At 60.4% G+C, this 23,553-nt stretch carries 21 protein-coding genes; 9 read left to right on the top strand and 12 right to left on the bottom strand.

Features of this window, described 5'->3' with window-relative positions; genetic code table 11:
• Window positions 1–27: 27 nt before the first annotated feature.
• A complete protein-coding gene (locus P3T20_RS31950; RefSeq protein ID WP_429288913.1) occupies window positions 28–1,365 on the top strand; it encodes an NAD(P)/FAD-dependent oxidoreductase in 1,338 nt (445 codons plus the stop codon).
• Between the two features lie 10 nt (window positions 1,366–1,375).
• Window positions 1,376–2,062: an SDR family NAD(P)-dependent oxidoreductase gene (locus P3T20_RS31945; protein WP_429288912.1), complete on the top strand. Its 687-nt coding sequence runs from the start codon at window positions 1,376–1,378 to the stop codon at window positions 2,060–2,062.
• Window positions 2,063–2,208: 146 nt separating this feature from the next.
• On the opposite strand, the gene P3T20_RS31940 is transcribed toward P3T20_RS31945, so the two are convergent.
• Window positions 2,209–2,457 (bottom strand): hypothetical protein, encoded by a 249-nt coding sequence (locus tag P3T20_RS31940; RefSeq protein ID WP_074267394.1) that lies wholly within the window; start codon window positions 2,455–2,457, stop codon window positions 2,209–2,211.
• A 273-nt stretch (window positions 2,458–2,730) separates the two neighbouring features.
• On the opposite strand from P3T20_RS31940, the gene P3T20_RS31935 reads away from it, so the two are divergent.
• From P3T20_RS31935 to P3T20_RS31925, 3 genes are all read left to right on the top strand, one after another.
• Window positions 2,731–4,377: an acyl-CoA synthetase gene (locus P3T20_RS31935; protein WP_429288911.1), complete on the top strand. Its 1,647-nt coding sequence runs from the start codon at window positions 2,731–2,733 to the stop codon at window positions 4,375–4,377.
• Between the two features lie 45 nt (window positions 4,378–4,422).
• Complete coding sequence (locus tag P3T20_RS31930; RefSeq protein WP_429288910.1) at window positions 4,423–5,472, top strand: glycosyltransferase family 9 protein; 1,050 nt, start codon at window positions 4,423–4,425, stop codon at window positions 5,470–5,472.
• A 463-nt stretch (window positions 5,473–5,935) separates the two neighbouring features.
• On the top strand, window positions 5,936–6,322 hold the full coding sequence (locus P3T20_RS31925; protein WP_429288909.1) for a hypothetical protein: 387 nt from the start codon (window positions 5,936–5,938) through the stop codon (window positions 6,320–6,322).
• A 28-nt stretch (window positions 6,323–6,350) separates the two neighbouring features.
• On the opposite strand, the gene P3T20_RS31920 is transcribed toward P3T20_RS31925, so the two are convergent.
• From P3T20_RS31920 to P3T20_RS31895, 6 genes are all read right to left on the bottom strand, one after another.
• A complete protein-coding gene (locus tag P3T20_RS31920; protein ID WP_429288908.1) occupies window positions 6,351–7,826 on the bottom strand; it encodes an NCS1 family nucleobase:cation symporter-1 in 1,476 nt (491 codons plus the stop codon).
• Window positions 7,827–8,067: 241 nt separating this feature from the next.
• Entirely contained in the window at window positions 8,068–8,811 is a 744-nt protein-coding gene (phbB, locus tag P3T20_RS31915; protein WP_074267389.1) for an acetoacetyl-CoA reductase, read from the bottom strand.
• A gap of 62 nt (window positions 8,812–8,873) precedes the next feature.
• Window positions 8,874–9,404, bottom strand: a complete 531-nt coding sequence (gene phaP, locus P3T20_RS31910) for a TIGR01841 family phasin (protein WP_429288907.1) — start codon at window positions 9,402–9,404, stop codon at window positions 8,874–8,876.
• A gap of 163 nt (window positions 9,405–9,567) precedes the next feature.
• Window positions 9,568–9,765 (bottom strand): hypothetical protein, encoded by a 198-nt coding sequence (locus P3T20_RS31905; RefSeq protein WP_074267387.1) that lies wholly within the window; start codon window positions 9,763–9,765, stop codon window positions 9,568–9,570.
• A 363-nt stretch (window positions 9,766–10,128) separates the two neighbouring features.
• Window positions 10,129–10,785, bottom strand: coding sequence for an RNA polymerase factor sigma-70 (locus P3T20_RS31900; RefSeq protein WP_429288906.1), 657 nt, complete (start codon window positions 10,783–10,785; stop codon window positions 10,129–10,131).
• Between the two features lie 81 nt (window positions 10,786–10,866).
• Window positions 10,867–11,577, bottom strand: coding sequence for a 4'-phosphopantetheinyl transferase family protein (locus P3T20_RS31895; protein WP_429288905.1), 711 nt, complete (start codon window positions 11,575–11,577; stop codon window positions 10,867–10,869).
• Window positions 11,578–11,859: 282 nt separating this feature from the next.
• On the opposite strand from P3T20_RS31895, the gene P3T20_RS31890 reads away from it, so the two are divergent.
• The 3 genes from P3T20_RS31890 to P3T20_RS31880 all read left to right on the top strand — a co-directional run bounded on the left by P3T20_RS31890 (window position 11,860) and on the right by P3T20_RS31880 (window position 14,766).
• On the top strand, window positions 11,860–13,569 hold the full coding sequence (locus P3T20_RS31890; protein ID WP_429288904.1) for a thiamine pyrophosphate-dependent enzyme: 1,710 nt from the start codon (window positions 11,860–11,862) through the stop codon (window positions 13,567–13,569).
• A 33-nt stretch (window positions 13,570–13,602) separates the two neighbouring features.
• The gene (locus P3T20_RS31885; RefSeq protein ID WP_074267383.1) at window positions 13,603–14,031 is read left to right on the top strand and encodes a DUF3331 domain-containing protein; all 429 of its coding nucleotides are present in this window, start codon (window positions 13,603–13,605) and stop codon (window positions 14,029–14,031) included.
• A gap of 339 nt (window positions 14,032–14,370) precedes the next feature.
• On the top strand, window positions 14,371–14,766 hold the full coding sequence (locus tag P3T20_RS31880) for a hypothetical protein (RefSeq protein ID WP_254368967.1): 396 nt from the start codon (window positions 14,371–14,373) through the stop codon (window positions 14,764–14,766).
• 528 nt (window positions 14,767–15,294) lie between these two features.
• Here P3T20_RS31880 and P3T20_RS31875 read toward each other — a convergent pair.
• The 5 genes from P3T20_RS31875 to P3T20_RS31855 all read right to left on the bottom strand — a co-directional run bounded on the left by P3T20_RS31875 (window position 15,295) and on the right by P3T20_RS31855 (window position 21,926).
• A complete protein-coding gene (locus P3T20_RS31875; protein ID WP_429288903.1) occupies window positions 15,295–18,042 on the bottom strand; it encodes a bifunctional diguanylate cyclase/phosphodiesterase in 2,748 nt (915 codons plus the stop codon).
• A complete protein-coding gene (locus P3T20_RS31870) occupies window positions 18,039–18,833 on the bottom strand; it encodes a substrate-binding periplasmic protein (RefSeq protein WP_429288902.1) in 795 nt (264 codons plus the stop codon). The genes P3T20_RS31875 and P3T20_RS31870 overlap by 4 nt, the downstream gene beginning before the upstream one ends.
• 241 nt (window positions 18,834–19,074) lie before the next feature.
• Window positions 19,075–19,944, bottom strand: coding sequence for a MurR/RpiR family transcriptional regulator (locus tag P3T20_RS31865; RefSeq protein ID WP_074267379.1), 870 nt, complete (start codon window positions 19,942–19,944; stop codon window positions 19,075–19,077).
• Window positions 19,945–20,018: 74 nt separating this feature from the next.
• The gene (locus tag P3T20_RS31860) at window positions 20,019–21,095 is read right to left on the bottom strand and encodes an ABC transporter ATP-binding protein (RefSeq protein WP_429288901.1); all 1,077 of its coding nucleotides are present in this window, start codon (window positions 21,093–21,095) and stop codon (window positions 20,019–20,021) included.
• A 57-nt stretch (window positions 21,096–21,152) separates the two neighbouring features.
• The gene (locus P3T20_RS31855) at window positions 21,153–21,926 is read right to left on the bottom strand and encodes an SDR family oxidoreductase (protein WP_429288900.1); all 774 of its coding nucleotides are present in this window, start codon (window positions 21,924–21,926) and stop codon (window positions 21,153–21,155) included.
• A 339-nt stretch (window positions 21,927–22,265) separates the two neighbouring features.
• On the opposite strand from P3T20_RS31855, the gene P3T20_RS31850 reads away from it, so the two are divergent.
• Window positions 22,266–23,498, top strand: coding sequence for an ABC transporter substrate-binding protein (locus P3T20_RS31850; protein WP_074267376.1), 1,233 nt, complete (start codon window positions 22,266–22,268; stop codon window positions 23,496–23,498).
• Window positions 23,499–23,553: the final 55 nt, after the last annotated feature.

Below are 23,553 nucleotides of genomic sequence, written 5' to 3'. Positions count from 1 at the left end.
ATCTCTATCTATTGGGCAGCAACCTATATGGGACCACAAGTCGAGACTGTCGCTAGCGATACCACGCCGCCGGCTGAAGTCGATGTCGTCGTGATCGGCGGCGGGATTATCGGCGTGAGCACCGCGCTCTACCTGAGCGAAAAGGGCTTACGGGTAGCGCTCTGCGAGAAGGGGCATATCGCGGGAGAACAGTCGAGCCGCAACTGGGGCTGGGTGCGTGTCACTCATCGCGACATGCGTGAATTCGAACTGAGCATTGAAAGCCTGAAACTATGGCGCGGCCTGGACCGTGCCCTTGGAATCGAGACCGGCTTCAACCAATGCGGCATTCTCTATATGACCGAGGATGAAAAGGTCATAGAGGGTCATCGCACGTGGCTCGCGAATGCACGCGCGCTCGCAGGGGATGCGTTCGATACGCTCGAGGTCGATTCGAAGGCAGTCGCCTCGTTACTTCCTGGCGCGGCGAAATCGTTTAGAGGCGGCTTATACACACCGGGCGATGCCCGCGCCGAACCACAACGCGCTGCACCGGCGATCGCCAATGCTTTGCGTAAGCGCGGCGTGAAGATTCTGACGCCCTGCGCAGCACGCGGTATCGAAACGAGTGGTGGGCGGGTCAGCGCGGTGGTAACCGAGCACGGCACGATCCGCTGCCAGAGTGTCGTCGTGGCTGGCGGTGCGTGGTCGCGGCTCTTCTGCGGCAATCTGGATGTCGATGTGCCTCAATTGCTGGTGCGTGCCTCAGTACTACGAACCGATCCGCTGGAAGGTGGCCCGACCACCAGCGCAAGCAACAAGCAGTTCGCGTTCCGCAAGCGGGCGGACGGTGGATATACCGTGGCCTATGGATTCCGTACCTACACCGACCTCACGCCCGATTGCTTTCGCCTGTTCTTCAAGTACCTCGAAGCATTGAAAAGCCAGCTGGGCGCATTGCGGATCGGGATCGGCGCGCGCTTCTTCGACGAGCTGCGACGCCCCCGGCATTGGGCGCTCGATCAGACTTCGGTGTTCGAACATGTCCGCACGCTCGATCCGGAACCCATCGTCCGCTACGTCGATGCGGGACTGCACGAGTTCATCAAGGTGTTCCCGCAGTTTAGTCACGCACGTATCGCGCAGCGTTGGGCGGGTTATATGGACGTCACGCCCGACGCCATTCCGGTGATCTCGGGGGTCGACAAGGTACCCGGGCTGTTTATCGGCACCGGCTTTTCGGGTCACGGCTTCGGCATCGGTCCGGCTGCGGGAAAGCTGATGGCCGACCTCGTGGCAAACGATGCGCCATTGGTCAATCCCCACGCGTTTCGTTTGAACCGCTTTAGCGACGGCACGAAAATCGTCATCGATGCAGGTTTCTAGGGAGGATCATATGCAGAAGGTAGCGATGATTTCCGGCGCGAGCCGCGGTATCGGCCGGGAAATAGCGGACGAACTGGACCGGCGCGGTTATCTGTTGTCGCTGGGCGTGCGCAACCCCGCGGGGTTCAACGACAGCTACGCCGACAGCCTCGTCTTCGAGTACGAAGCGCGTGATCCGGAAGCGGGACGTCGTTGGGTCGATGCCACTATCGAACGGTTCGGCGGCATTAACGTGCTAATCAGCAACGCTGGAATCTGCAAGCCCATCAGTCTCGAAGACGGCACGGACGAGCTGCTCGAAGAGACCCTTGATATCAACGTCAAGGCACCGTTTCGGCTGATTCAGGCAGCGTTGCCGCATTTGCGCCGCGCAGGCAATGCGCGCGTCATACAGATTGCGTCGCTGTCGGGCAAACGCGTGAAGAACCTCAATGCGGGCTACCAGATGTCGAAGCACGCGATCATCGCTCTCAATCACGCCGTACGGCGCGCCGGTTGGGACGACGGAATCCGCGCTACCGCGATTTGCCCAGGGTTCGTCAATACGGAAATGGCAGCCGGTATTGCAGATCTGCCGCCTGAGGCAATGACACAGCCGGACGACATCGCGCGTCTCGTTGCCAACACAATAGAAATGCCAAACTCGGCGAGCGTCGCCGAGATTCTGGTCAATTGCCGTCATGAGGATTTGTTTTAGCGCAGCGCAACATTTCGAGCCGAAAGATGGTCGATGCTAAAACGTGACAATGCTGTGACGCAACAGACAGGTCGCATTAGGCCCTTTAATCGTGCCTCTTATGCAGTTCCTAAATTGGCGCTTTTGCAGCGTCCAATTAAGTTAGTTTAGTCGCGTGCAACGAGATTGTTGACGCGTCCCTCGCCTGTCACAAGGCAACTCGACAGGAAATTCTGCCCTTGTCCGCTGGAAGCCGCGTCGGAGAAACCCTTATCCATTGCGCCCAGTCTGACCAGCTCAGCGCCTTTCGCGCAGGAGATCGAGCCCTCTTCACCAGCCTGCGCATGGGTTAATGCCCGGCCTGCGGTCAAATACGCAAGGAGCATCAGTACTGCAATATTAAATACGCGTCTCATGGTTTGCCTCCTCTGACGAGAAGACTAGCGCGAACCATGCTCACACGATGTTAGGGGTTTCCCGATCAGCGTTAAGCCGATAATCAGTCAATAAGGACCCCACACTTTACTGTTTACGGGTTTTCCCTTTGTCAAAATGACGCACGACATGCTGCGCTGCATTATCGTGCGGCGCAGCAATTCAAAGATGCATGGAGGTCCCTTAAGAGCCTGGGTGGTTTACTATCCGAGCTTGAACCCGACTCAGATCGATCGGGACACGTGGAGAAAGCGATGCTTCCAGCAGCGCAAACGTATGAGACATTGGCCGCCACATTCGCTTGGCAGATACCGGATCGCTACAACATTGGCGTGGACGTGTGCGACAAATGGGCCGACGGCTCGGGGCGCCTCGCGCTGATCTACGAGGATCGCGACGGCAGCGCCACGCACTATAGCTTCGACGATCTCAAGGCTCGCTCCAATCAGTTTGCCAATGCCTTGCGCCGCAGCGGAGTCGCGCGGGGCGACCGCGTGGCGATCTTCCTGCCGCAATCGCCCGAAACTGCGCTTGCGCATGTGGCGGCATATAAGGCCGGCTGCATCGCCGTGCCGCTCTTCGCGCTGTTCGGCGTCGACGCTATTCAATACCGGCTCGCGGATAGCGCCGCAACCGCTCTCATCACCGATGCAGCAGGTCTGCAAAAGCTCGCTGAAATACGCCACACGCTGCCGGAGCTGAAAGCTGTGTATTGCATCGACGCCAATCAAGCCGCCGCGGCCAGCGACGTGCACGCGTTCTGGGAAGCCCTCAACGTAGAGTCCGACTCGTTCGAACCAGTGGACACCTCGTCCGAAGATCCCGCGGTCATCATCTACACCTCCGGCACCACGGGCAAGCCAAAAGGCGCGCTGCATGCACAACGCGTATTGCTAGGGCATCTGCCAGGCGTGGAACTGTCGCAGGCCTGCTTTCCGGCACAGGCGCAACTGATCTGGACGCCAGCCGACTGGGCGTGGATCGGCGGTCTCTTCGATGTGCTACTGCCCGCGTGGCATCACGGCGTGACCGTCCTTGCGCGCCGCTTCGAAAAGTTCGACGGCGAAGCCGCGTTCGACCTGATGGCGCGTCATGCAGTCACACACACCTTCCTGCCGCCGACCGCGCTGAAAATGATGCGCACAGTCGCGCATCCGGAGCGCTGGAAGCTCGCGTTGCATGCGGTGGCGAGCGGCGGCGAATCGCTTGGCGAAGAACTGATCGCGTGGGGGCGCGCCGCGCTCGGCGTGACCATCAATGAGTTCTATGGGCAAACGGAGTGCAACGTCGTGGTGTCGTCGTGCGCGACGCTGTACCCGCCGCAGATCGGCGCGATCGGCAAAGCGGTGCCGGGCCACGAGGTTGCGATTGTGGACGATGATGGCCAGCCCGTGCCGAACGGCATGATCGGCAACATCGCAATTGCCGGCCCCGATCCGGTAATGTTCCTCGGTTACTGGCGCAACGAGGCCGCCACGCGCGACAAATTCCGCGGACGCTATCTGCTAACCGGTGATCTCGGCCAGCGTAATAACGAGGGCTTCATCCGCTTCGTCGGACGTAACGACGACGTCATCACTAGCGCTGGTTATCGCATCGGCCCGGCGTCGATTGAAGACTGCCTGCTGCAACATCCGGCAGTCTGCATGGCCGCGGTGGTCGGTGCGCCAGATGCGCAACGCACGGAGATCGTGCTGGCATTCGTGGTGCTGAATGCGGGCTTTGTGCCGGGCGACGATCTGGTGCGCGACATACAGCAGCACGTCAAGACGCGCCTTGCCGCGCATGAATATCCACGCGAGATACGCTTTGTGGAAACATTGCCGATGACCGCAACCGGCAAGGTAATTCGCAAGGAGTTGCGTGCGAGTCTCACGGCGTCCGGCGGAAAAGCGCCGTAAAATACGCGGTCTCAACGCTTCGGCGTAACCCACGGAACAATTGAATTGCAAAGCCTACGTGCAGACGAAGCACTCGCCTACCCGGGCTCTCTGCTTGATGCCAAAGGCCGCATCGTCGCGCCGTACGATCTCGAGCAGCGCGACGCTGAGATCGGCGAGCACGTTGCGCTTGCGAGCCAGGCCGGCATCCTCAACGCAGCCGCCCAGCCATTCGAACTCGATTACTCGCAAATCGCTGTTGCTCATGTGATCAACGGCATGGGCGTGACGCTCGGCGATTCGATTATCGGCTTGACCGCGCTGGCAGCGATCCGGCAGATCTACCCGCACGTGCGCTTCGTCGTGTACCGGCCGGAACTGGCGCCAGCTTACGTCGAACAACTCTATGCGCTTGCCGAAGGCCGCGTTGCGAGCACTCGCAGCTTGCCTTGGCCGCTTGCGGATATCTCACGCGAAGAAGTGCGTATCGACCTCGGCAACCAGCTCTTCTGGCCTCGCTTCATGTCGTTGCCGATGATCGATTTTTTCCTCGATGCGCTCGGTGTGCCCCCCTCGAGCGTGCCGTCATCGAACAAGGCCAACCGCTGGCTCCAGACACTGGAGCTGCCTTCATTGCCCGAGGCGTGGCGCAACCGTCCATATGTGCTGTTCTGTCCAACGGCCAGTACGCCGATCCGCAGCATTGCGACACCGGTGCGTAGCGTACTCGTGAGCCGCTTGTTCGAGCAGTTCGGCTTTCCCGTGCTGGGCTTTGGACCTGTCGATCATCCGCAGTATGTGGATGTGACAGCAGCATCTCCAGGCACTGCAGACTTTCTTACGTGGGTCAGACACGCGCGTTACGTGCTGACTGCAGACACCGCAGCCGTGCACATTGCAGCCGGATTCGACGTGCCCACGACGGCGTTCTTCACGACGGTCGCACCCGAACTGCGGGTGCGCGACTATCCGTTTTGCCGCCCTGTCACGCTGGAATTGCCCGGACTGAGCAACGTGCAGGCAAGCGATCGCAAGCAGGACATGACGCGACTGAACGCGGCGTATCAAGAGGCGATGAACAGCGAGTTGCCCTTCGCACCGCTGCGCGCAGCGTAGGAGTGACGACGGCCCTGCGACCACCATCCGGGACAATATAAACCGACGCAGCCACGGCCCAGGCACGCCCAATGCTGGGTAGTTCTCGTACCACAACCATCTACCGGAGGAGAACTATCATGCCCTACTTACTCGGCTGGCTACTTGGCGTACCGGTAATCGTCCTCGTCATCCTTTATCTGATCTTTCACTGACATCACCGTCTCAGGCAGAGGTGCATGTGGCTACCCGCAAGGATGCGGCTACCTCACCTCTGCCAAAATAAAGTTAACCACCCGCAAGCAGCACCGGCCAGCCTGTTAAACAGGTCCAGGTCGTATCGCGCTGCATGACTGGTGCGCGCGTCTTGATTGTGATTTTCAGCCTCGTACAATGTGATCCGGCATGTGATGTCATGTCGGGCTGATGCAGCGTCCTACGCGGCACGGCACTCGAAAGACGATTGCGTTCGAGGAGCACATTCATGGCAAACAGCGAGTATTTGTTGTCGCATCAGGAACTGGTGAAGGCCGTGATCATTCATCAGAACATTCACGATGGATTCTGGCGCCTTAACATCAACTTCAACGTCGTTGCCACGCACGGCAAGCAGATGCCAGACCCCTGCCTGTCTGTGACCATTCAGGGCATCGGCATCATGAAGGCGGACCCGACCGACGAGATGGCAGTAGACGCAGCGCTCACCAATCCGGAGAAAATCGAACCTGTTCAGGAAGCAATGCCGGAAGCTACTGCCGGCATGCAGTTTTGCCGCGACGTCTACCGCAAGGTTGCGGTCCATCTCGACGACGCGGCGAAACCGGTCAGCGCGGCGACCGCCGTCGACCTGCGTGCGCGGCTACATAAATGAACGCGAACCCTCTTCGCAGCACCACACGCTAGTTGCGCCTCGCCGCCCGCATCATCACCACATAAAGCACAGCACCCACCGCTGCACCGATCAGCCACCCGAAGTTATTGGCGGGCAAGACGTGCAGCAGTTGCGTGCAGAGTTCCCAGCCCACCGAGATGATGCCGGAAATGACCAGCGCAGCAATGCCCACCTTGTTCCAGCCGCCGTCGTAATAGAAGCGTCCGGCCGGCGCCATGCTGTAAAGCTCGGCCGTTTCGATCTGCTGCTTCTTGATGAGGTAGAAGTCGGCCATCATCACACCATATAGCGGCGCCAGCACTGAGCCAAACACGCTGACGAAAATCGTAATCGCCTTGGGACTGTCAACAAAAATCCACGGACACACGAGAACCGCAAGAATCGAGGCCACGAGGCCGCCCTTCTTGAAGTCGATATGTTTGGGAAAAAGATTCGCGATGTCGTAGGCAGGCGAGACAAAATTGGCAACGATGTTGATGCCCATTGTCGCCACGATAAACGTCAGACTGCCGATCACCACGGCCACCTTATTCTGGATGTGAGCGACGATTGCAACCGGGTCCATGATCATCGAGCCGAACACGGTCGCGCTGCCGGAGGTCACGATCACTGTGATGATGGCGAATACGATGAAATTGACCGGCAGGCCGAGAAAATTACCTACCTTCATCTGACGCTCGCTCTTGGCAAAGCGCGAGAAGTCGCCGAAGTTGAGCAACAGCGCAGCGAAGTAACTCACCACCAGCAGCGTGGCATTACCCATGCTGGCGAACTGCTCGCTGCCGGACAGTACCTTGCCGCCGAGCGTGAGACTCAGGCTGCCCAGCCCCGCTTGCGAAAGAATCCACGCCATCAGCGCGAACATCACCACATATACAGCCGGGCCGCAGAAATCGATGAACTTGCGGATCGCCTCCATGCCGCGCTGGAAGATGATCAGCTGGAACACCCACATGAACAGGAAGCTGACCCAGCCAAGTCCGTCGAGGCGCAGGAAGCTGAAGTCGTGCAGCGCCGCAGCCGCTGGAAAAAACAGAATGACGAGCGTCGCCACCGCTTTCGACGCAAAGTAGGTTTGCACGCCGTACCAGACAATGCCCACCACACCGCGGATGACCGCCGCGAGGTTCGCACCCATGACGCCCATGCTGACGCGGGCCATGACCGGAAACGGAATGCCATGCACATAACTGGGTTTGCCGACCAGGTTCATCAGCACATACACGACCAGAATGCCGATGGTGAGCGCAATCAATACCTGCCAGCCGGATATGCCGAGAAGAAACAGGCTTGCCGCAAACGTGTAACCGCCGACGCTGTGGACATCCGACATCCACATGGCAAAGATGCAATAGCCGGTCCACGTGCGTTTGTTGAGCGGAACCGGTGCGAGGTCATGGTTGTACAGACGCGCGTCGGTCTGTGCCGCCTGCCCGCCGGTGCCATGCGGGGCGCTACCATCGATAAGCGGTGAGGTCGACATGTCTTCCCCTGTTGCTGTACCTGACGATTGAATCCCGGCGCAATGCGCTGCCATGCTGTGCCGGGTTGTGGACGGGCTGCGTTCCGACGACCTGCCGCTTGCCATTGCAACAATATAGATTGTTCTACGAAAAAAATGACCGTGCCGAAATAATCAGCCATGTTTTACGGGGGAAAGTGCAAAGTGTGGGATGCACGCCTGTTCGGATGCTTAGGCGTGCTGGTGGAGATTGGCGAGCCCGCTACTGCAGGTGCTGTCCACCATTGATGGCGATGTTGGCGCCGGTGACGAAGGCCGCCTCCCGCGAGCATAGATAGAGTACGAGCGCCGCCACCTCCTCGGGCTGCCCAAGCCGTCCCACCGGGATCTGCGGAATGATCCTGGTGTCGAGCACTTCTTGCGGCACCGCCATGACCATTCTGGTGGCGATAAATCCAGGCGACACGGTATTGACCGTGACACCCTTTTTCGCCACTTCGAGTGCCAGAGATTTGGTAAAGCCATGCATGCCCGCTTTCGCGGCGGCATAGTTCGTCTGACCGAAACCGCCCTTGGAGCCGATAATGGACGAGATATTGACGATGCGCCCCCAACCTCGCTCCACCATGCCGTCGCAAACCGGTTTCGTCATGTTGAAAAGCGAATCGAGGTTGGTGCGCAGAACTGCGTCCCAGTTGACCTTGTCGAGCTTCTTGAAGCTGGCGTCGCGCGTGATGCCGGCGTTATTGACGAGAACATCGACATTGCCCACTTCCGCTTGAAGCTTTTGGGCACCTCGCTGACATGCATCGTAGTCCGCAACATCTACTTCGTAAGCCGGAAAGCGGCGCCCGGCCGCTTCCATCCGCGCTAGCCAGGCTTGCGCACCGGTGTTAGCGGGTGAGTACGTCACCACCGTCGTATAACCTGCGTCATGCAGCTTGACGGCGATGGCTTCACCGATACCACCCATTCCACCCGTCACCAATGCGATCTGGCTTGTCATTGCGGCTGCCTCGCGTGAGAGGATGCTGATCCGGTCACCGCGTGTTCAGCCTTCCCGGCCACTCACCCGGTTGTTGCGCCCGATGCGTTCGATGTGCGCGGCAGCACCGCTTCGAAGCCGCCTTCGGCCATGTTGACAGCTTGCCGAACCGACTTGTTGACGCTGTCGTAAAACACGCCGCTCGAATCGATCAGCTTTTTCAGCGCAGCGACAGCCGCTTCGGAACCCGCCGGCGCCTGCTTCGACATATCTTCGAAGAGCGCCTGCACCCGGCGATTGTGCGCTTCGTACTGCGCCGCTGCAATCGCTGCGAACCCCGTCTGGGTGCCCACTGCAATCTCATACACGCGATACTGCCAAGCCTGGATTCGTTCGGCAAACCCACCGTCAGGACTAGCCTGCTGCGCGAAAAACACCTGCGGGTCAGCGGCGGACAGCAGTTTATGCGTGTCGGCAAGGGCCGATCTGGCCGCCTGCAGATTCAACACGGTCAGCTTCTGGAAGCTCTCGAAAGACAGGTTTGCCAGACCGTAAAACGTTTCGAGGCTGGCCTTTTGAGCCGCGGCAAACTGCTCCGGAAACAACTCATTCATCTTGAAGCTCCTTAAGGCGACTCGTATTTTTAAATAAGCATAACAAACTAAGTTACCGCTCTCTCAGGTTCTATACCAGCACGTCCGCTCAAATTACCGTTATCTGGAAGCCTCTTCGGGATCGTACAGACGGTGACGCGGCTTCCCGCGCTCCGGGTCGATATCAGTGAATGCGGCCAGCCGCTTTCAGGAACGAGTAACCCTCACGGGTCAAACGCGGCAATGCCTCGCCGGAGCCCGCGTGTTCGAGACTGACGAGTTGGCGCGCGAGCAGAACGTCGAGATCTGCCCGATCAACCTCCAGTTGCGCCGTGGCGTCCTTAACCAGCATCAGCGTTGCGAATTCATGAGGGCTCAGCATCTTTGTCTCCCAAGCTTTTAGGGGCTGCCTTGACGGGATTCTGACGGTCAGCCGTCGCGTCCCGAAACCTGACTCATTGAACGGATTACCGCAAATGCGACTCCTCGCCGGATCGACACGCGTCGCGTATCGAGGGAAGTCATCTTAATTCGGGCCAGCGCAAAATATCAATATGTGGGAAATGGCTTTTGAGATAAGCCGCGGCTGATGACCGGCGTGCGCGATCTCGGTGAAATATGCGCTTTGCCAGAACCGGCAAGCGTTTGAACGTAGTTGCGGCGGCAAGTCGAGCACTGCCGGACAAGTCGCCGCCAGGGTAAACAGGTAGCCCGTATATATGAATACCGGACTGGATCGACGCGCTTATCCCCGCCAGCGGCCAGCCGGGTTTTTCTGACCGGTACCGGGACGGACGCAATCGGCGCAATGCTTCGCCGCGTCGCGAACCATGAAGTGAACCAGCGTTTGCGACACATTCAGCGCGCGAGCCGTGTCCTGCAACGTCTCTTCGCGCAGGCGCACGAACTCGAAGGCAGCACGCGTGCGCTCAGGCAACTGGGCCAACGCATCGAACGCGTGGCGCAGCGCATCGCGAGTCGCTAGCGCCGCTTCGGGACCCGGGTCAGACGAAGCGATATCGAGGCCGTCCTCTGCGTCAGCCTGCCAGGCGCTTTCGAGCGTCTCGCGATCACACGCATCCATCGCGGCATTGCGCACCATCCGCGTGACATATGCCACTGGTTGACGAATTGCATCCTGGTTTGGAAAAGCCACGAGCTTGACGAACACGTCGTGCACCACATCTTCGGCGCGGCTGCCGCAACCGACGAACGAGGCAGCGAGCGTCACCAGCGACGGGCGATGTCCGATCAGCACGTCCAGCAACGCACCGCCGCAGCCGCCCGCAGCGTCAGCGGTCTGGCCCGGTTCCCGGCGACGTTTGCCGGTCTGCGGTAGGGACGCGCGCGGCGTGCGGCCACGGTGCAAAACCTGTCCGGGTCCCGCTAGTCCATCCGCCATCGATCCAGCCTCCGTTAATCCAGTGGGAGGCTGTAATCTAACTTAAATGCGAATAATTCTCAATAGCATTTAAAAGTGACGTCACCCGCCAAAAGGGACGAGGCGTTCCTGCGTCGACCATGCGACGCACGTGGCATAACCCGCGGGCGCAGCGAGCCACGTTGCCGCGAGATCCCGGGCCTCGTCAGGCACGTGATCGCGCAAACGTACCTGCGTACCCTCGCGCGGCAGGACCGTCAGACGTTGCAACCCACGCACCACGCCGACGCCTGTTGTCTTGAGCAAGGCCTCCTTCGCGACCCAGGCGTCGTAGAAGTGCTCGAGACGTTGGTCCGCAGACGCCTCGTCGAGCCAAGCCGCTTCGCTGCCCGCCAGCGTCAGCGAGGCAAGCGAGCGCCAGTCGAGATGCGCGCTGCGCTGCTCGATATCCACGCCTACCCGGCGTCGCATGGATAGTGCGATCAGACCATGCGCGCCCGAGTGCGACACGTTGAAATCCAATGACGTGGTTTCAGCCAGCGACGGACGGCCCATGGCGTCGCGCACAAGCCGCAGCGCGTGCGGCGCGGTGGCGAGCGTACTCGCGAGTTGCTCTCGCAAAGCGGCGCGCACCGTTGCGAAGCGAAGCGCATCTTCGCTGCGTCGAAACACGCGCGCGTGCGCGCGCTCGTCGCCGGAAAGCACGCTGAACGCTTCGTCAGCGAGCGTCGCGGCGAAGTCGATATCGACTCGCCACACCTGAACATCGGACGGGCCGTCATGCAACAACGGACAGAGAGGGATGCGTTTCATCGCGGGGTGCGGATGCGTTGCCCGGCGGGCGTACGGAATGCGCCACTGTACCCGATACGGGACAGCAACTTTACAGATCGCCTGCTTCGGAAGCCAGCCATGACGGGCATGTCACGGCCCCGCTCCCCCATCAGAGGGATATTCGATGCTGAGGACTCCGCTCAACATACCGAGACCATCCCACCGGTCCGGTGAGCGAGAAGAACACTGGCCGACTGCGCATCTGCAGTTCCCAAAGGCGGTAGACCGGTTCACGAACAAAGCATCCTCTGGAGAACAAGTATGGGCAAAAAAGTGGCCGAAATCATCGTGGAAACGCTCGCCGCGGCTGGCGTAAAGCATTGCTACGGGATCGTGGGCGACACACTGAACCTTATCGCTCACCACATCAACGAGAGCGACATCGAGTGGGTCCATGTGCGCCATGAAGAGGCGGGAGCATTCGCTGCCGAAGGCGAAGCCATGTTGACCGGCAACCTGACGGCCGTTGCCGGAAGTTGCGGGCCTGGCAGTCTTCACTTCATCAATGGTCTGGTGGACGCCAATCGCAACCGTGCGCCGGTGATCCTGATTGCAACCCAGGTGGCCAGCGAGGAAATCGGCTTCAACTTTCCGCAAGAGGTCGACTTCAAGGCGATCTACGGATCGTGCAGCGTGTTCTGCGACATGATCATCACGCCGGAGCAGGCCCGGCGTAAAACGGTAATTGCGTGTCAAACCGCCATTGCAAAAGGTGGCGTGGCCGTGCTGATCGTTCCGGTTGACATCTCCCACGCCACTGCGAGCGACGCGGTGCCGTATTCGGTCCACACGAATGTGCCCATGGTCCGGCCAAATGACGCAGACCTCGACCGTGTCGCCGACATTCTCAACTCGGGCGAGAAAGTTGCCATCTACGGCGGCTCGGGATGCCGCGGCGCCCACGCTGAAATTCTCGCGGTGGCCGAGCGGCTGAAGGCGCCGATTGCACACACGTCGCGCGCCAAGGACGTGCTTGAACACGACAACCCGTACAACGTCGGCATGACCGGCATTATCGGCAGCGAAGCGGGTTACCTGGCGGTGTCCGAATGCGAGACCTTGCTGTTGTTGGGTGCGGACTTCGCATGGCGGCAGTTCTACCCGGAGAAGGCCAAAATCGTTCAGATCGACATCGCACCCGATCACCTCGGCCGCCGGCATCCGGTCACGCTAGGGCTGGTTGGCGATATCAGGTCCACCATGGAAGCGTTGTTGCCACGCCTGAAACCGCGCACGTCCACCGAGTTCCGCGACAGGCTCGTCGCACGGCATGCCGATGCGCTGGAGAGCCACCGGTCCAAGGCGGTCCCGTCGGACCGTGGGACGATCCCTCCCATCTATCTGACCGAGTTGATCAACCGGCACGCGGCGAGCGATGCGATCTTCTGCGCCGACGATGGCACCCCCACCGTCTGGTTGTATCGGCACATCGAAACGAACGGAAAACGCCGCGTGTTTTCGAGTCTGCTACACGGCACGATGGCGGCTGCTCTGCCAATGTCGCTGGGGTTGCAAAAGTGCCAGCCCGGACGTCAGGTGATTTCGATGTCCGGCGACGGCGGTCTTGCCATGCTGTTCGGTGAACTCATGACGGCCGTGCAGGAGAAGCTGCCCATCAAGGTGGTCGTGTTCGACAACGGCAAGCTCGGGTTTATCGACATCGAACAGAAGTCCGAAGGCATGCTGCCGCTCTACACAGGGTTGCAAAACCCGGACTTCGGTAAGGTCGCCGAAGCGATCGGATTCTGGGGGCGCACGGTGACGAAGGCCGATGAGCTCGAAGATGCCGTCGTGACCTGGTTGAAGGAACCGGGCCCCGCACTTCTGAACGTCAAGGTGGATACGATGACGCTCGTGATGCCGCCGAAGATCGATTGGGGCTCCGCGTACGGGATGGTCCTGTACTCAGCGAAAGCGATGTTGCAAGGCCAATCCGCCGATGTCTTCGCCATGATCCGGGAAAATTTATAAGGTTTGCCAGGCGAATTCGATACGGAACGAACCATGAAAGACAGTGCAGACGATCAACGGTGGCAGCAAGTGCTGGCCTTGTTGGCACCCGTGTCGCCGCTTGCGGTCGTCAGGGCCGCCGAGGCCCGTTGGGCCTTGGCGGCGGCGGACCGGCGACGTCAGGATTCCGTACGAAACTCCACACGGATCGAGATCCTCGAGCGCATATCACCGACCTCCATCGTGGTGGCTCTCGCAGACGCGACATCAGGCAGATATGGCGACCAGACCTGGACTTTGCGCGTCGCCCGCCGCAAAGGCGTTTGTTCGCTGAGCGGCGAGACGTTCCTGGCGGGCGACCCCGTCTATCGCGCAAACGTGCGGCGGCGCAACATGGCGATTGCCCGCCAGGCGATATCCGCAGCCGCCATTGCTCGCCTCGAGGCTGGCATGTCCTCTCCGAACCCGAAAGGTTCGTGGTAACCCGAACCCGGTCCAACCCTGGGTAGAAAAGCGTCCCAAAGGGGGATAGATTGCTGACTAGAATAATCGTGTTCTAACGAACGACAGGAGACGTGCGGGAGATGTCAGGCCACGCACGCGCCGGACTGAATGGAGCCTGAAATGGTGCGCACAGATCTGGCAGTACTCGTAGGCGTCGCGATTCTCGCGTTAGTCAGCCTGCTTGCGTGTGGCTTTTACGTGCACCGGTGTAGCGATCGCTACCGCAATCGCAACCGGAAACGGCGCTCAGGGGCGCCCATCAAAGTTAGGCCTGCGATCCAGCGCATTGACGATTTGCGCGCGAAAGCGGAGGCCACCATGGGCACACAGCTCAGCCATCGTTGCAAAACCTCGCTGTATCGCGTGATATCCGGGCACGGGCGTGACGAAAGCATCGTGTTCCTGATGGCCGACAGCCGCATCGCCGCGCAAAAGGAAGCCATTGCCGCGCTGGCCGCAATCCATTGCATTGCTCCCCACGATGTCTCTCTCCACGGCCTTGCCTCATTTCGTGACCTGATAGACGGCGGCGTTAGCGAAGATGAGGACCTGCGCATATTCGAGGTTGCCTGGGAGGGTGCAAGCGTCACCGTTTGGGCCGAACATCCGCTGTTCCTGACCGACGATCCCAGCCTGCTTGGCAAGTGGGCCGAGCTGTACGGAGATCTTGCGCGAGAGCTGGCTACAACTGCGATCGAGCGGGCGCGCAGCTAACGATACGGCACACGGTGTGCGCACCACCGGCAGGATCGGTGGGCCGGCGTTGATCCGCCACAGCTCCAGACAATCGGGGCGCAGCCTGCAGGCTGCGCCCCGATCTTCATACGCCATCTGAAAGTCGATCCATACGGCATCTTCAGGATTGCCTGGTTTCCAGAACTATCAGGCTTCGTTCCTGCGCCTTATCGCCCATGGCGTTGCTATATCCCCGCCTGCTCAACCTGGAAAAATCTACGCAAACCCTATCTCGCGCGCAGGTAGGTATTTATTACCCATCACCAGGGTTTGACCCAGAAATTTTTGCTTGCTTAGAAAATACAGCCGGGAGTACATTTTTTCCTGCAGTACGGCTGTATCCGTTGGAACCTGAGAGCCTATAAAAAGCCGCGACATAAAATAACGATGCGCGGTTACGCAGTAAAAACGGTCCGCACCCGGAATCCGGGCGCGGACCGTTTCTATCTCCGCCGTCGTCTCCTACGTTCGTGAATGGGACTGTCAACGCGCGAACGCATCAGTAGCCTACTCGGCCACACATTGCCGGGCCTCGAGCGTGCTCAAAAACTCTTCGAAGCCCTCGATCGGAAGCGGCCGGCAGAAGTAGTACCCCTGATACGCGTGACATCCTGCTCCGGCGAGGAAGTCACGCTGCGCCTCGGTCTCCACGCCTTCGGCAATCACCCCGAGGCCGAGGCTCTGTGCAAGCGCGATGATGGCGCGGGCAATCACGGCGTCGTTCGGGTCGACCAGCACATCGCGTACGAATGAGCGGTCGATCTTCAACTGATCCAATGGCAGACGCTTCAAATAGGACAACGATGAATAGCCAATGCCAAAGTCGTCGAGCGAGAACTCCACGCCTTTTGCCTTGAGCGCCGCCATCTTCTGGATGATGTCCTGTGCGTTGTCGACCAGCACGCTCTCGGTCAACTCAAGCTTCAACCTGTCTGGCCTCGCGCGGGTGCGGGCAATGATGGTCAAAACCTTGTCCACGAAATCAGGTTCGCGGAACTGCTGGACACTGACGTTCACTGCAATCGTGAGATGTTCCATGTCCGCACGCGTGGCCCATTGCGCCAGTTGCATGCAGGCCGCCTCCATGACCCAGCTTCCGAGGGCAAGGATCAGACCGGTTTCCTCCGCCAACGGAATGAACTCGGCAGGCGGGACGATACCGCGCGTGGGATGCTGCCAGCGCACCAGCGCTTCCGCACCCGTTACGCGCGTGCCGTCGACCTGCGCCTGGTAGTGCAGCAGGAACTGATTGGCCTCGATCGCATTGCGCAACCCGGCTTCCAGCGCGGCCCGCTCCAACACAACGGTCTGCATGTCCGGATCGAAGAAACACACCGCATTGCGGCCCTTTTCCTTGGACTTGTACATTGCGAGGTCTGCCTGCTTCAGCAGTTCGTCGATGCACGTCTGATGTCCCTTGAACACGGTGGCGCCGATGCTCGCAGTGCTGCGGTACTCAATGTCTCCAAGTTGATACGGACTACCGAGGACAGCGAGAATTTTTTCGCCCAGCGTTTCGGTCTGGGTGGCGGCTTCCTCGCGATTCTCGTGCAGGCTCCCCACCACCACCACGAACTCGTCGCCCCCTACGCGGGCCACTGTGTCGTTCTCGAGTACGCTCGCGGCCAGGCGTTGCGCGACTTGCTGCAGCAGCAAGTCGCCTTTGTCGTGGCCCAGGGTGTCGTTTAGCGTCTTGAAGTGATCCAGATCGATAAAGAGCAAGGCGCCGCACGTGTCACTCCGCGCGCTCGCGGTAATCGCCTGCTTCAGGCGGTCCAGCAGCAAGGTCCGGTTAGGCAAGCGGGTCAGCGCGTCGAAGAACGCCAGTTCCTTGATTCGCTCTTCCGCGATCTTGCGCTCGGTAATGTCGTGATGCGTGCCGACATAGTGACTGATAGCCCCATCGTCGCCTCTCACCGAGGAAATCGTCAGCCACTTCGGGTAGATTTCGCCATTCTTGCGACGGTCCCAGACTTCCCCTTGCCATGCGCCGTCACACTGAATCGCTTCCCACATCGCGCGGAAGAACGCTTCGTCGTGACGACCCGACTGAAATACGCGCGGCGTCTGGCCCACAATTTCCTCGGGTGTGTAGCCCGTGCATGCGGTGAACGCCGAGTTCACGCGCAGAATTTTGGCGTCGGCGTCGGTGATCATCATCGGCTCCTGCGAGTCGAACGCAACCGCGGCGATGCGAAGCTCGGCCTCGTTGTCACGCAGTTCTTTCGTCATCGCCGAGGCGAGCCGCATCGCGCGGCCGCGGCCGGTCATGATGAGCCAGGTGAGGACGGTCAGCATCAGGCTAAGGCCCGTCCCGATAGCGGCAATCAGCAGGGCTGTGTTGCGGCCGAAGCGGGCATTGAAATCGTCCTGGGCGCTCATCGAAAGCGTCCAGTCGTGACCGTCGACGACGAGATATTCGTTGGCCGAAATATCCGTGGGCAAATGATGGCCGCCCGCATCGGCTGTCTTATACACCAGCGTCGCGGCCGAAGGCTCGATGCCATCGTAGATCGCGATGGTCAGCCCGGGAGGCTGCTCGCCGTACAAACTGGCGATCACGTCGCGCATGCGGAACGAAGCATAGACCCAGCCGATCAGGTGAGCGCGGCGCTGGGCAACGCTGTCCTGCGACTGCCCGGGTGCGTAGATCGGCAGGTACAGGACGAAGCCGGGGCGAGGCGTGGCCTCGGAATCCACCGAGAGGCGAACCTTCCCTGAAATCGCCGCCATGCCGGAATCGCGCGCCCGCTCCATGGCGCGGCGCCGCGCCGGGTCGGTCCAGCCATCGAAACCAGGCGGCGCGCGATTGAGGCCAATATAAGGCTCACGCTGGATGATAGGCGCGTAGTTTTCGCGCGAGCCGTCAGGCTGGATCGTATAGTCGGGCAGGCCCTGTTGGCGCATGGCGGCGATGTGGTCGGCCTTTTGCGCCGCCGGCACCCACGTGACGATGCCAATGGCCTGAATGCCCGAGAAGTTGGCGTCGAGATCAAGCGTGCTGACGTAATCGTGGAAGCGCTCGCGGTCCACCGTGCCGGTCGCGCTGAACAGACTCTGCACGCCGCGCAGCAACAGCTCATACGTGCCCATACGCTGTTCGATCCGGCTGACAGCGTCGCCCAGCGAGAAGTCGAACTGAGTGAGCAGTTCATGGCGCGCAGCTTGCCGCTCATGGTCCCAAAGTGCCCACGTCACACTGAGTGAAGTGGACAAGACCAGGAGTGGCAGCAGGATAAGGCGCGTCCAGCTCACGGCGGCGTCTGGAAGTCGACCATCGAATCGGCGAGGTCAGGTTTGAAATACTTCTGGAAGATCCGCCGTACGGTGCCGTCCGCACGCATTTCATTTACCAGCGCCCGCCATTTCTCCCGCTCGGCCGACGACAGCGACCTCTTCGACATGATCACGCCATGCGGTACGGCGGGATCGTTGAACTCCACGATAGTGGTCACATCGCGAATTTTCGTTTCATCGATAGCGGGGTAATCGAAGGGCTCGATAATCATCCCCTGGATTTGCCCCAGAAGCAGCGCCTTATACAGCGGGTCCAGGCCGCCGGCCTGGCTAACGCGGTTTTCCGCCGTCAGATCGTCAACCAGCCGGTTGGCCGATTCGCTATAGCGGAAGCTGCGGATAACGCCGAGCTGAAACTGGTCGTTGTGCTCGAAATCGCTTAACTGGCGAATGCCGGCATCCTTGCGCACCAGCAAATAGTATTTGTCGCTGAAGTACCAGGCGAAATCCGCGTACTGATTACGCTCGTCATTGGCAATCCCGGACAGGCTGAAATCGAGCGCGCCAGATTCGATCAGCTTCCAGATGCGCGCGCGCGACATCAGGCTGACTCTGATCTGGCAACCGCTGCGACGGATCAGCTCGTCGGCGAAGTCCTTGTCGATGCCCGTGTCGGTGTCAACCGAATAGAGCAGACCGTGATCGTGCAACGCCAGCGTAAACGAACGGGAACAGGTCGGACCAGCCGCCATTGCGCTGCCAAGGCAACTCAATGCGAGCAGCAGACCCCCGAGGCCGCGTCGAATCACAGCGTCTCCATGTGAAGGTGACCAGGATACCGCCTTCAATTCCGTCGAAAACGACTCCGCCTTCGGATTTTGCCGTCCCCGTCGCATTGAGAGCAATTGATTAAATGCGGATTTTTTCGGATGCCAGCTTACACCTATCCGCTCGAATCGCTAAAAGATTCAATCCAAAAGCGCTCCGTACGCATTAACGGCAGCGCCTGGCGATTCTTGAGGGTAATGGGAAAGAAAGCGGCGAACGCCGCTAGGACGATTCACCCGCTGCAGGCTCGGGCTCATTCGACAGGCGTGCCTTGGCATGGCGCATCTTTTCGAGGGTCTTGGGCCCAAGCTTGAGGGCCACGCCGATAGCCAGCGCATCCATGATGCACAGATGCACGAGCCGCGATACGCCCGGCGTGTGTGGATCGATCGCGCTCGGCACGCGCAGCAGCAGCGGAATGTCGACGAGCCACGCAAGCCGCGAGCCGACATTGGTCAGCGCAATGGTCGTGGCGCCGCGCTCCTTGGCGATCTGAATGCTTTCGTTCACCTCGATGCTGCGCCCCGAGTGCGAAATTGCGAACGCCACGTCGCCGGGTTCGAGAAGCCCGGCATAAAGGCGTTGCAGATGACCGTCGACGAAAGCGCTGGCGGCGATGTCGAGTCGCAGGAAGCGCAGTGCCGCATCCTGGGCCACCAGTCCCGAGCCTGATCCTACGCCGAAGAAATACACGCGACGCGCGCTGGCCAGGCTCGCAATCGCCGCTTCGACCACCACTGGATCGAGCGCCTCGCGCGCATGTGTGATGCCGTCGACCGCCGCTTCGCCGACCTTGTCGAGCAAGGTCTTGATGTCGTCATCCCGTGCGACGGCCGTGGACGCATACGGCAAACCGCCCGCCACGCTCTGCGCCAGTTGCATCTTGAAGTCGCGCAGGCCGTTCGCGCCGACCGCGCGGCAAAAGCGGGTGACCGAAGGCTCGGACACGTCCGCGCGCTGGGCGAGCTCCGTAATGCTCGCGCGCATGGCGAAGTCGACGTCGCTCAGCACCATGTCGGCGACCTTGCGCTCGGCTGGGCGTAACTCGGTCAACGCACCGCGAATGTGGGGAATCAGGTTGGGAGCGGACACCCGTGTGTTTCCTTATGGGTTCAAGGTCTGGAATCCGCGCTTCGTACAACTCAAAACGGCGGCCACACGCGATTTCAGTCGAGCCTGCGTCCACTCTCCGTATCGAACAGGTGAATGTGTCCAGCCGGCAAGCGTAGCGCCACGCGCTGACCAGGCTCGATGGTCGAGCGCTGGCGCGTCGTCACGCACCACGTGCTGCCGCCTATTTTCCCGTACAAGTGGGTCTCGGCGCCAGTTGGCTCGACCACTTCGACCTCCATGGAGACGCCTTCCGGCGGCGCCACGACATCAATGTGCTCGGGTCGAATGCCAAGCGTAACCTTCGCGCCGGTTTTGGCGGAGGACGGTGTCTGCGACAAGGCCACCTCACTGCCGTCCGCCAGTTTCAGCGCGAGACCGCTTGCGCCGCTCGTCAGCACGCCGTCGACGAAATTCATCGAGGGCGAGCCAAGAAAGCTGGCCACGAACAGGTTCGCCGGCCGGTCGTACAGATCCAGCGGCCGGCCGATCTGTTCGATGCGTCCCGCGTTCATCACGACAATCCGGTCGGCCATCGTCATCGCTTCGATCTGATCGTGCGTGACGTAGATGACCGTGTTCTTCAGCCGCTGGTGCAGTGCCTTGATCTCGGTACGCATCTGCACACGCAGCTTGGCGTCGAGATTCGACAGCGGTTCATCGAACAGAAACAAAGACGGTTCGCGCACCACGGCGCGGCCCATCGCCACACGCTGGCGCTGCCCGCCGGAGAGCGCGCGCGGCAAACGGTCCAGATAGCTGCCAAGGTTGAGCATCTTCGCCGCGGCTTCGATGCGCGGCTTGAAACTGCTGGACGATTCCTTACGGATGCGTGGGCCGAAGGCGATATTTTCGTAGACCGAAAGATGCGGATACAACGCATAGCTCTGGAACACCATCGAGATATTGCGCTGCTGCGGCGCGAGACTGTTGGCGCGTGTGCCGCCGATCATCAGGTCACCGCCGCTGATCTCCTCGAGTCCGGCCACCATGCGCATCAGCGTGCTCTTGCCGCAACCCGACGGCCCGACCAGCACGACGAATTCGCCGTCGTCGATATTCAGATCGATGCCGTGCACCACCTGCGTGTCGCCGTAACGCTTGAAAATGCCGCTCAGTTGCACTGCTGCCATGCTGTCCTCATCGTCGTCCGGTGCAACCGCAAGGTGCGCGCACCACGTTCATCTGGTTCAAAACGTCTCGAGCGTCAAATCCTCGGCCATCAGCCGGTTGCCTGCCATCAGGCCGCCGTCGACCGGCAAAGCCACGCCGGTAATCACGCGCGCCATCGGCGAGGCGAGAAACTGCACCGCGTCGGCGATGTCGTCCGGCGTTGCGAAGTCGCGCAACGGATAGTATTTCTTCAGGTTCTCGAAGACCTGTGGATTCTTGTCGACACGCGCCTGCCACGCCTTTGTTTTCACGGTGCCCGGGCAGACGATGTTCGCGCGGATGCCGTATTTGCCCAGTTCCAGCGCCAGCGCCTTCGTATAGCTGATCAAGCCGGCTTTCGCGGCGCTGTAGGCCGGGTGACCGAGCGACGCCAGCCCGTTGACCGAGCCGATCAGCACCAGCACGCCCTGCTGGCGCTCGATCATCGAGGCGCGCACGGCTTCTACTGTGTAATACGTGCCGTTCAGGTTGAGGTTCACGTCGCGTTGCCAGCTGGCGATGTCGGTGGTAGCCAGCGTTGGCGATTTTGCGCCGCCCGCGTTGGCCACCAGCACGTCGACCGGCCCGCGCAGCTTGACCGCCTGCGCGACCGCCGCCTGCACAGACGCGGGGTCCGCCAGATCGGCCACGACCGATGTGACTCGGTCTGCGCCCAGCGTGGCGGCAAGCGCATCGAGCGCGGCCGGGTTGAGGTCGAGCGCGAGCACGGTATCGCCCTGCTCGACAAAACGCCGGCACAGCGCGCTACCGATCCCGCCGGCGGCGCCGGTGACCAAAACCACTCGATTCATGTCTTCCCTCACCCTCGGTTGACCGGCGCCAAAACCCTTCGCACCCTGTAAATTTCCAACACAAACCACTCAAACCGCTTATTCTGAGTGCCTCGGCGGATTCTACGCCCGTCTTCGCACCGCACAAAATACGCCTTCTTTACAGCATCTTAAGCATAAACGGCCCAGATAAAAAATATCGAAGACCCTACGTGACAACATTTTTTAACTCCTGTAGGATTTTTTCAAACAATTTGATAACCCAGCAGCCGGCGACGGCAGCAGACCACCCCCCATCTTCGTTGGATGGGACCGGAGTAAGCGCTAAAGCGCTAACTCCGATCGACACAGGAGAGAGAAATGTCGTTGCAAGCCCGTGCTTCCTTCGCGCTAGGCAAGATTGCCGTAGCGCTCGCGTGTGCAGGTTTGGCCGTCGCGGCACACGCCGACACGGTCCGCGTGACCGTCGCCCATTACAGCGACGCCACCGCACCGTACTTCCAGCAAGTTGCCTCGGACTTCGAAAAGGCCAATCCCGGCACGACCATCAAGATCGAGGACGTGAGCTGGGACACGCTGCAGCAGAAACTGCAAACGGACATCACGGGTGGCGCCAACGCCGATCTCGCGATCGTCGGCACACGCTGGCTGCTCGACTTCGTGAAGGACGATGTGGCTGAGCCGCTCGACGGCTACATGGATGCGAGCTTCAAGAACCGCTTCATCGGCCCGTTCCTCGCTCCGGGCGAGATCAACGGCAAGGTGTACGGCCTGCCGATCGCCGCCTCGGCCCGCGCGCTCTACTACAACAAGGATCTGCTGGCCAAGGTCGGTTATCCGAACGGCCCGAAGACCTGGAATGACGTGATCGATGCATCGAAGAAGCTGAAGGCGCAAGGCATTGCCGGCTTCGGTCTGCAAGGCAAGGAAATCGAAACGGACGTCTACTTTTACTACGCGCTGTGGAGCTACGGCGGCGAAGTGGTGGGCAAGGACGGCAAAGCTGCGTTCAACTCGCCGGCTGGCGTGAAGGCAGCGACGCTGTACAAGACGCTGATCGACGACGGCCTGACGGAACCCGGCGTGACGGGCTATAGCCGTGAAGACGTGCAGAACCTGTTCAAGCAGGGCCGCGTCGCCATGGTGATCTCGGCACCGTTCCTCTCCAAGCAGATCGCGAAGGAAGCGCCGAACCTGAAGTACGGCATCGATCCGATCCCGATGGGCACGACGCACGCCACGTATGCAGTGACGGATTCGATCGTGATGTTCAAGAACTCGAAGGTGAAGAAGAGCGCCTGGAAGTTCCTCGACTATCTGTTCACGAAAGAGCCGCGTGTGAAGTTCACGAGCACGGAAGGTTTCCTGCCGACCACCAAGGCCGAAGCGACCGACCCGGCGTTCGACAATCCTGATACGAAGGCGTTTATCGCGCTGCTGCCGAGCGCGAAGTTCGCTCCGACCATCACGGGTTGGGAAGATACCGCCAAGGCTGTATCCGACGCCATGCAGTCGATCTACCTTGGCAAGGCCCAGCCGGCCGCTGCGCTTAACGCGGCAGCCGAAAAGGCAAATGAATCGCTTGGCAAGTAATGCCAGGGTAATTTAACAACGTGTCAATGTAGACCGGTGCGCGCCGCTGCTATCA

It is taken from the genome of Paraburkholderia sp. GAS206C (assembly GCF_050435645.1).
Classification (GTDB): Bacteria; Pseudomonadota; Gammaproteobacteria; order Burkholderiales; family Burkholderiaceae; genus Paraburkholderia; species Paraburkholderia phenazinium_B.
The sequence above is the reverse complement of the archived record's forward strand: the minus strand, read 5'-3'. Positions and strand labels throughout refer to the sequence as shown.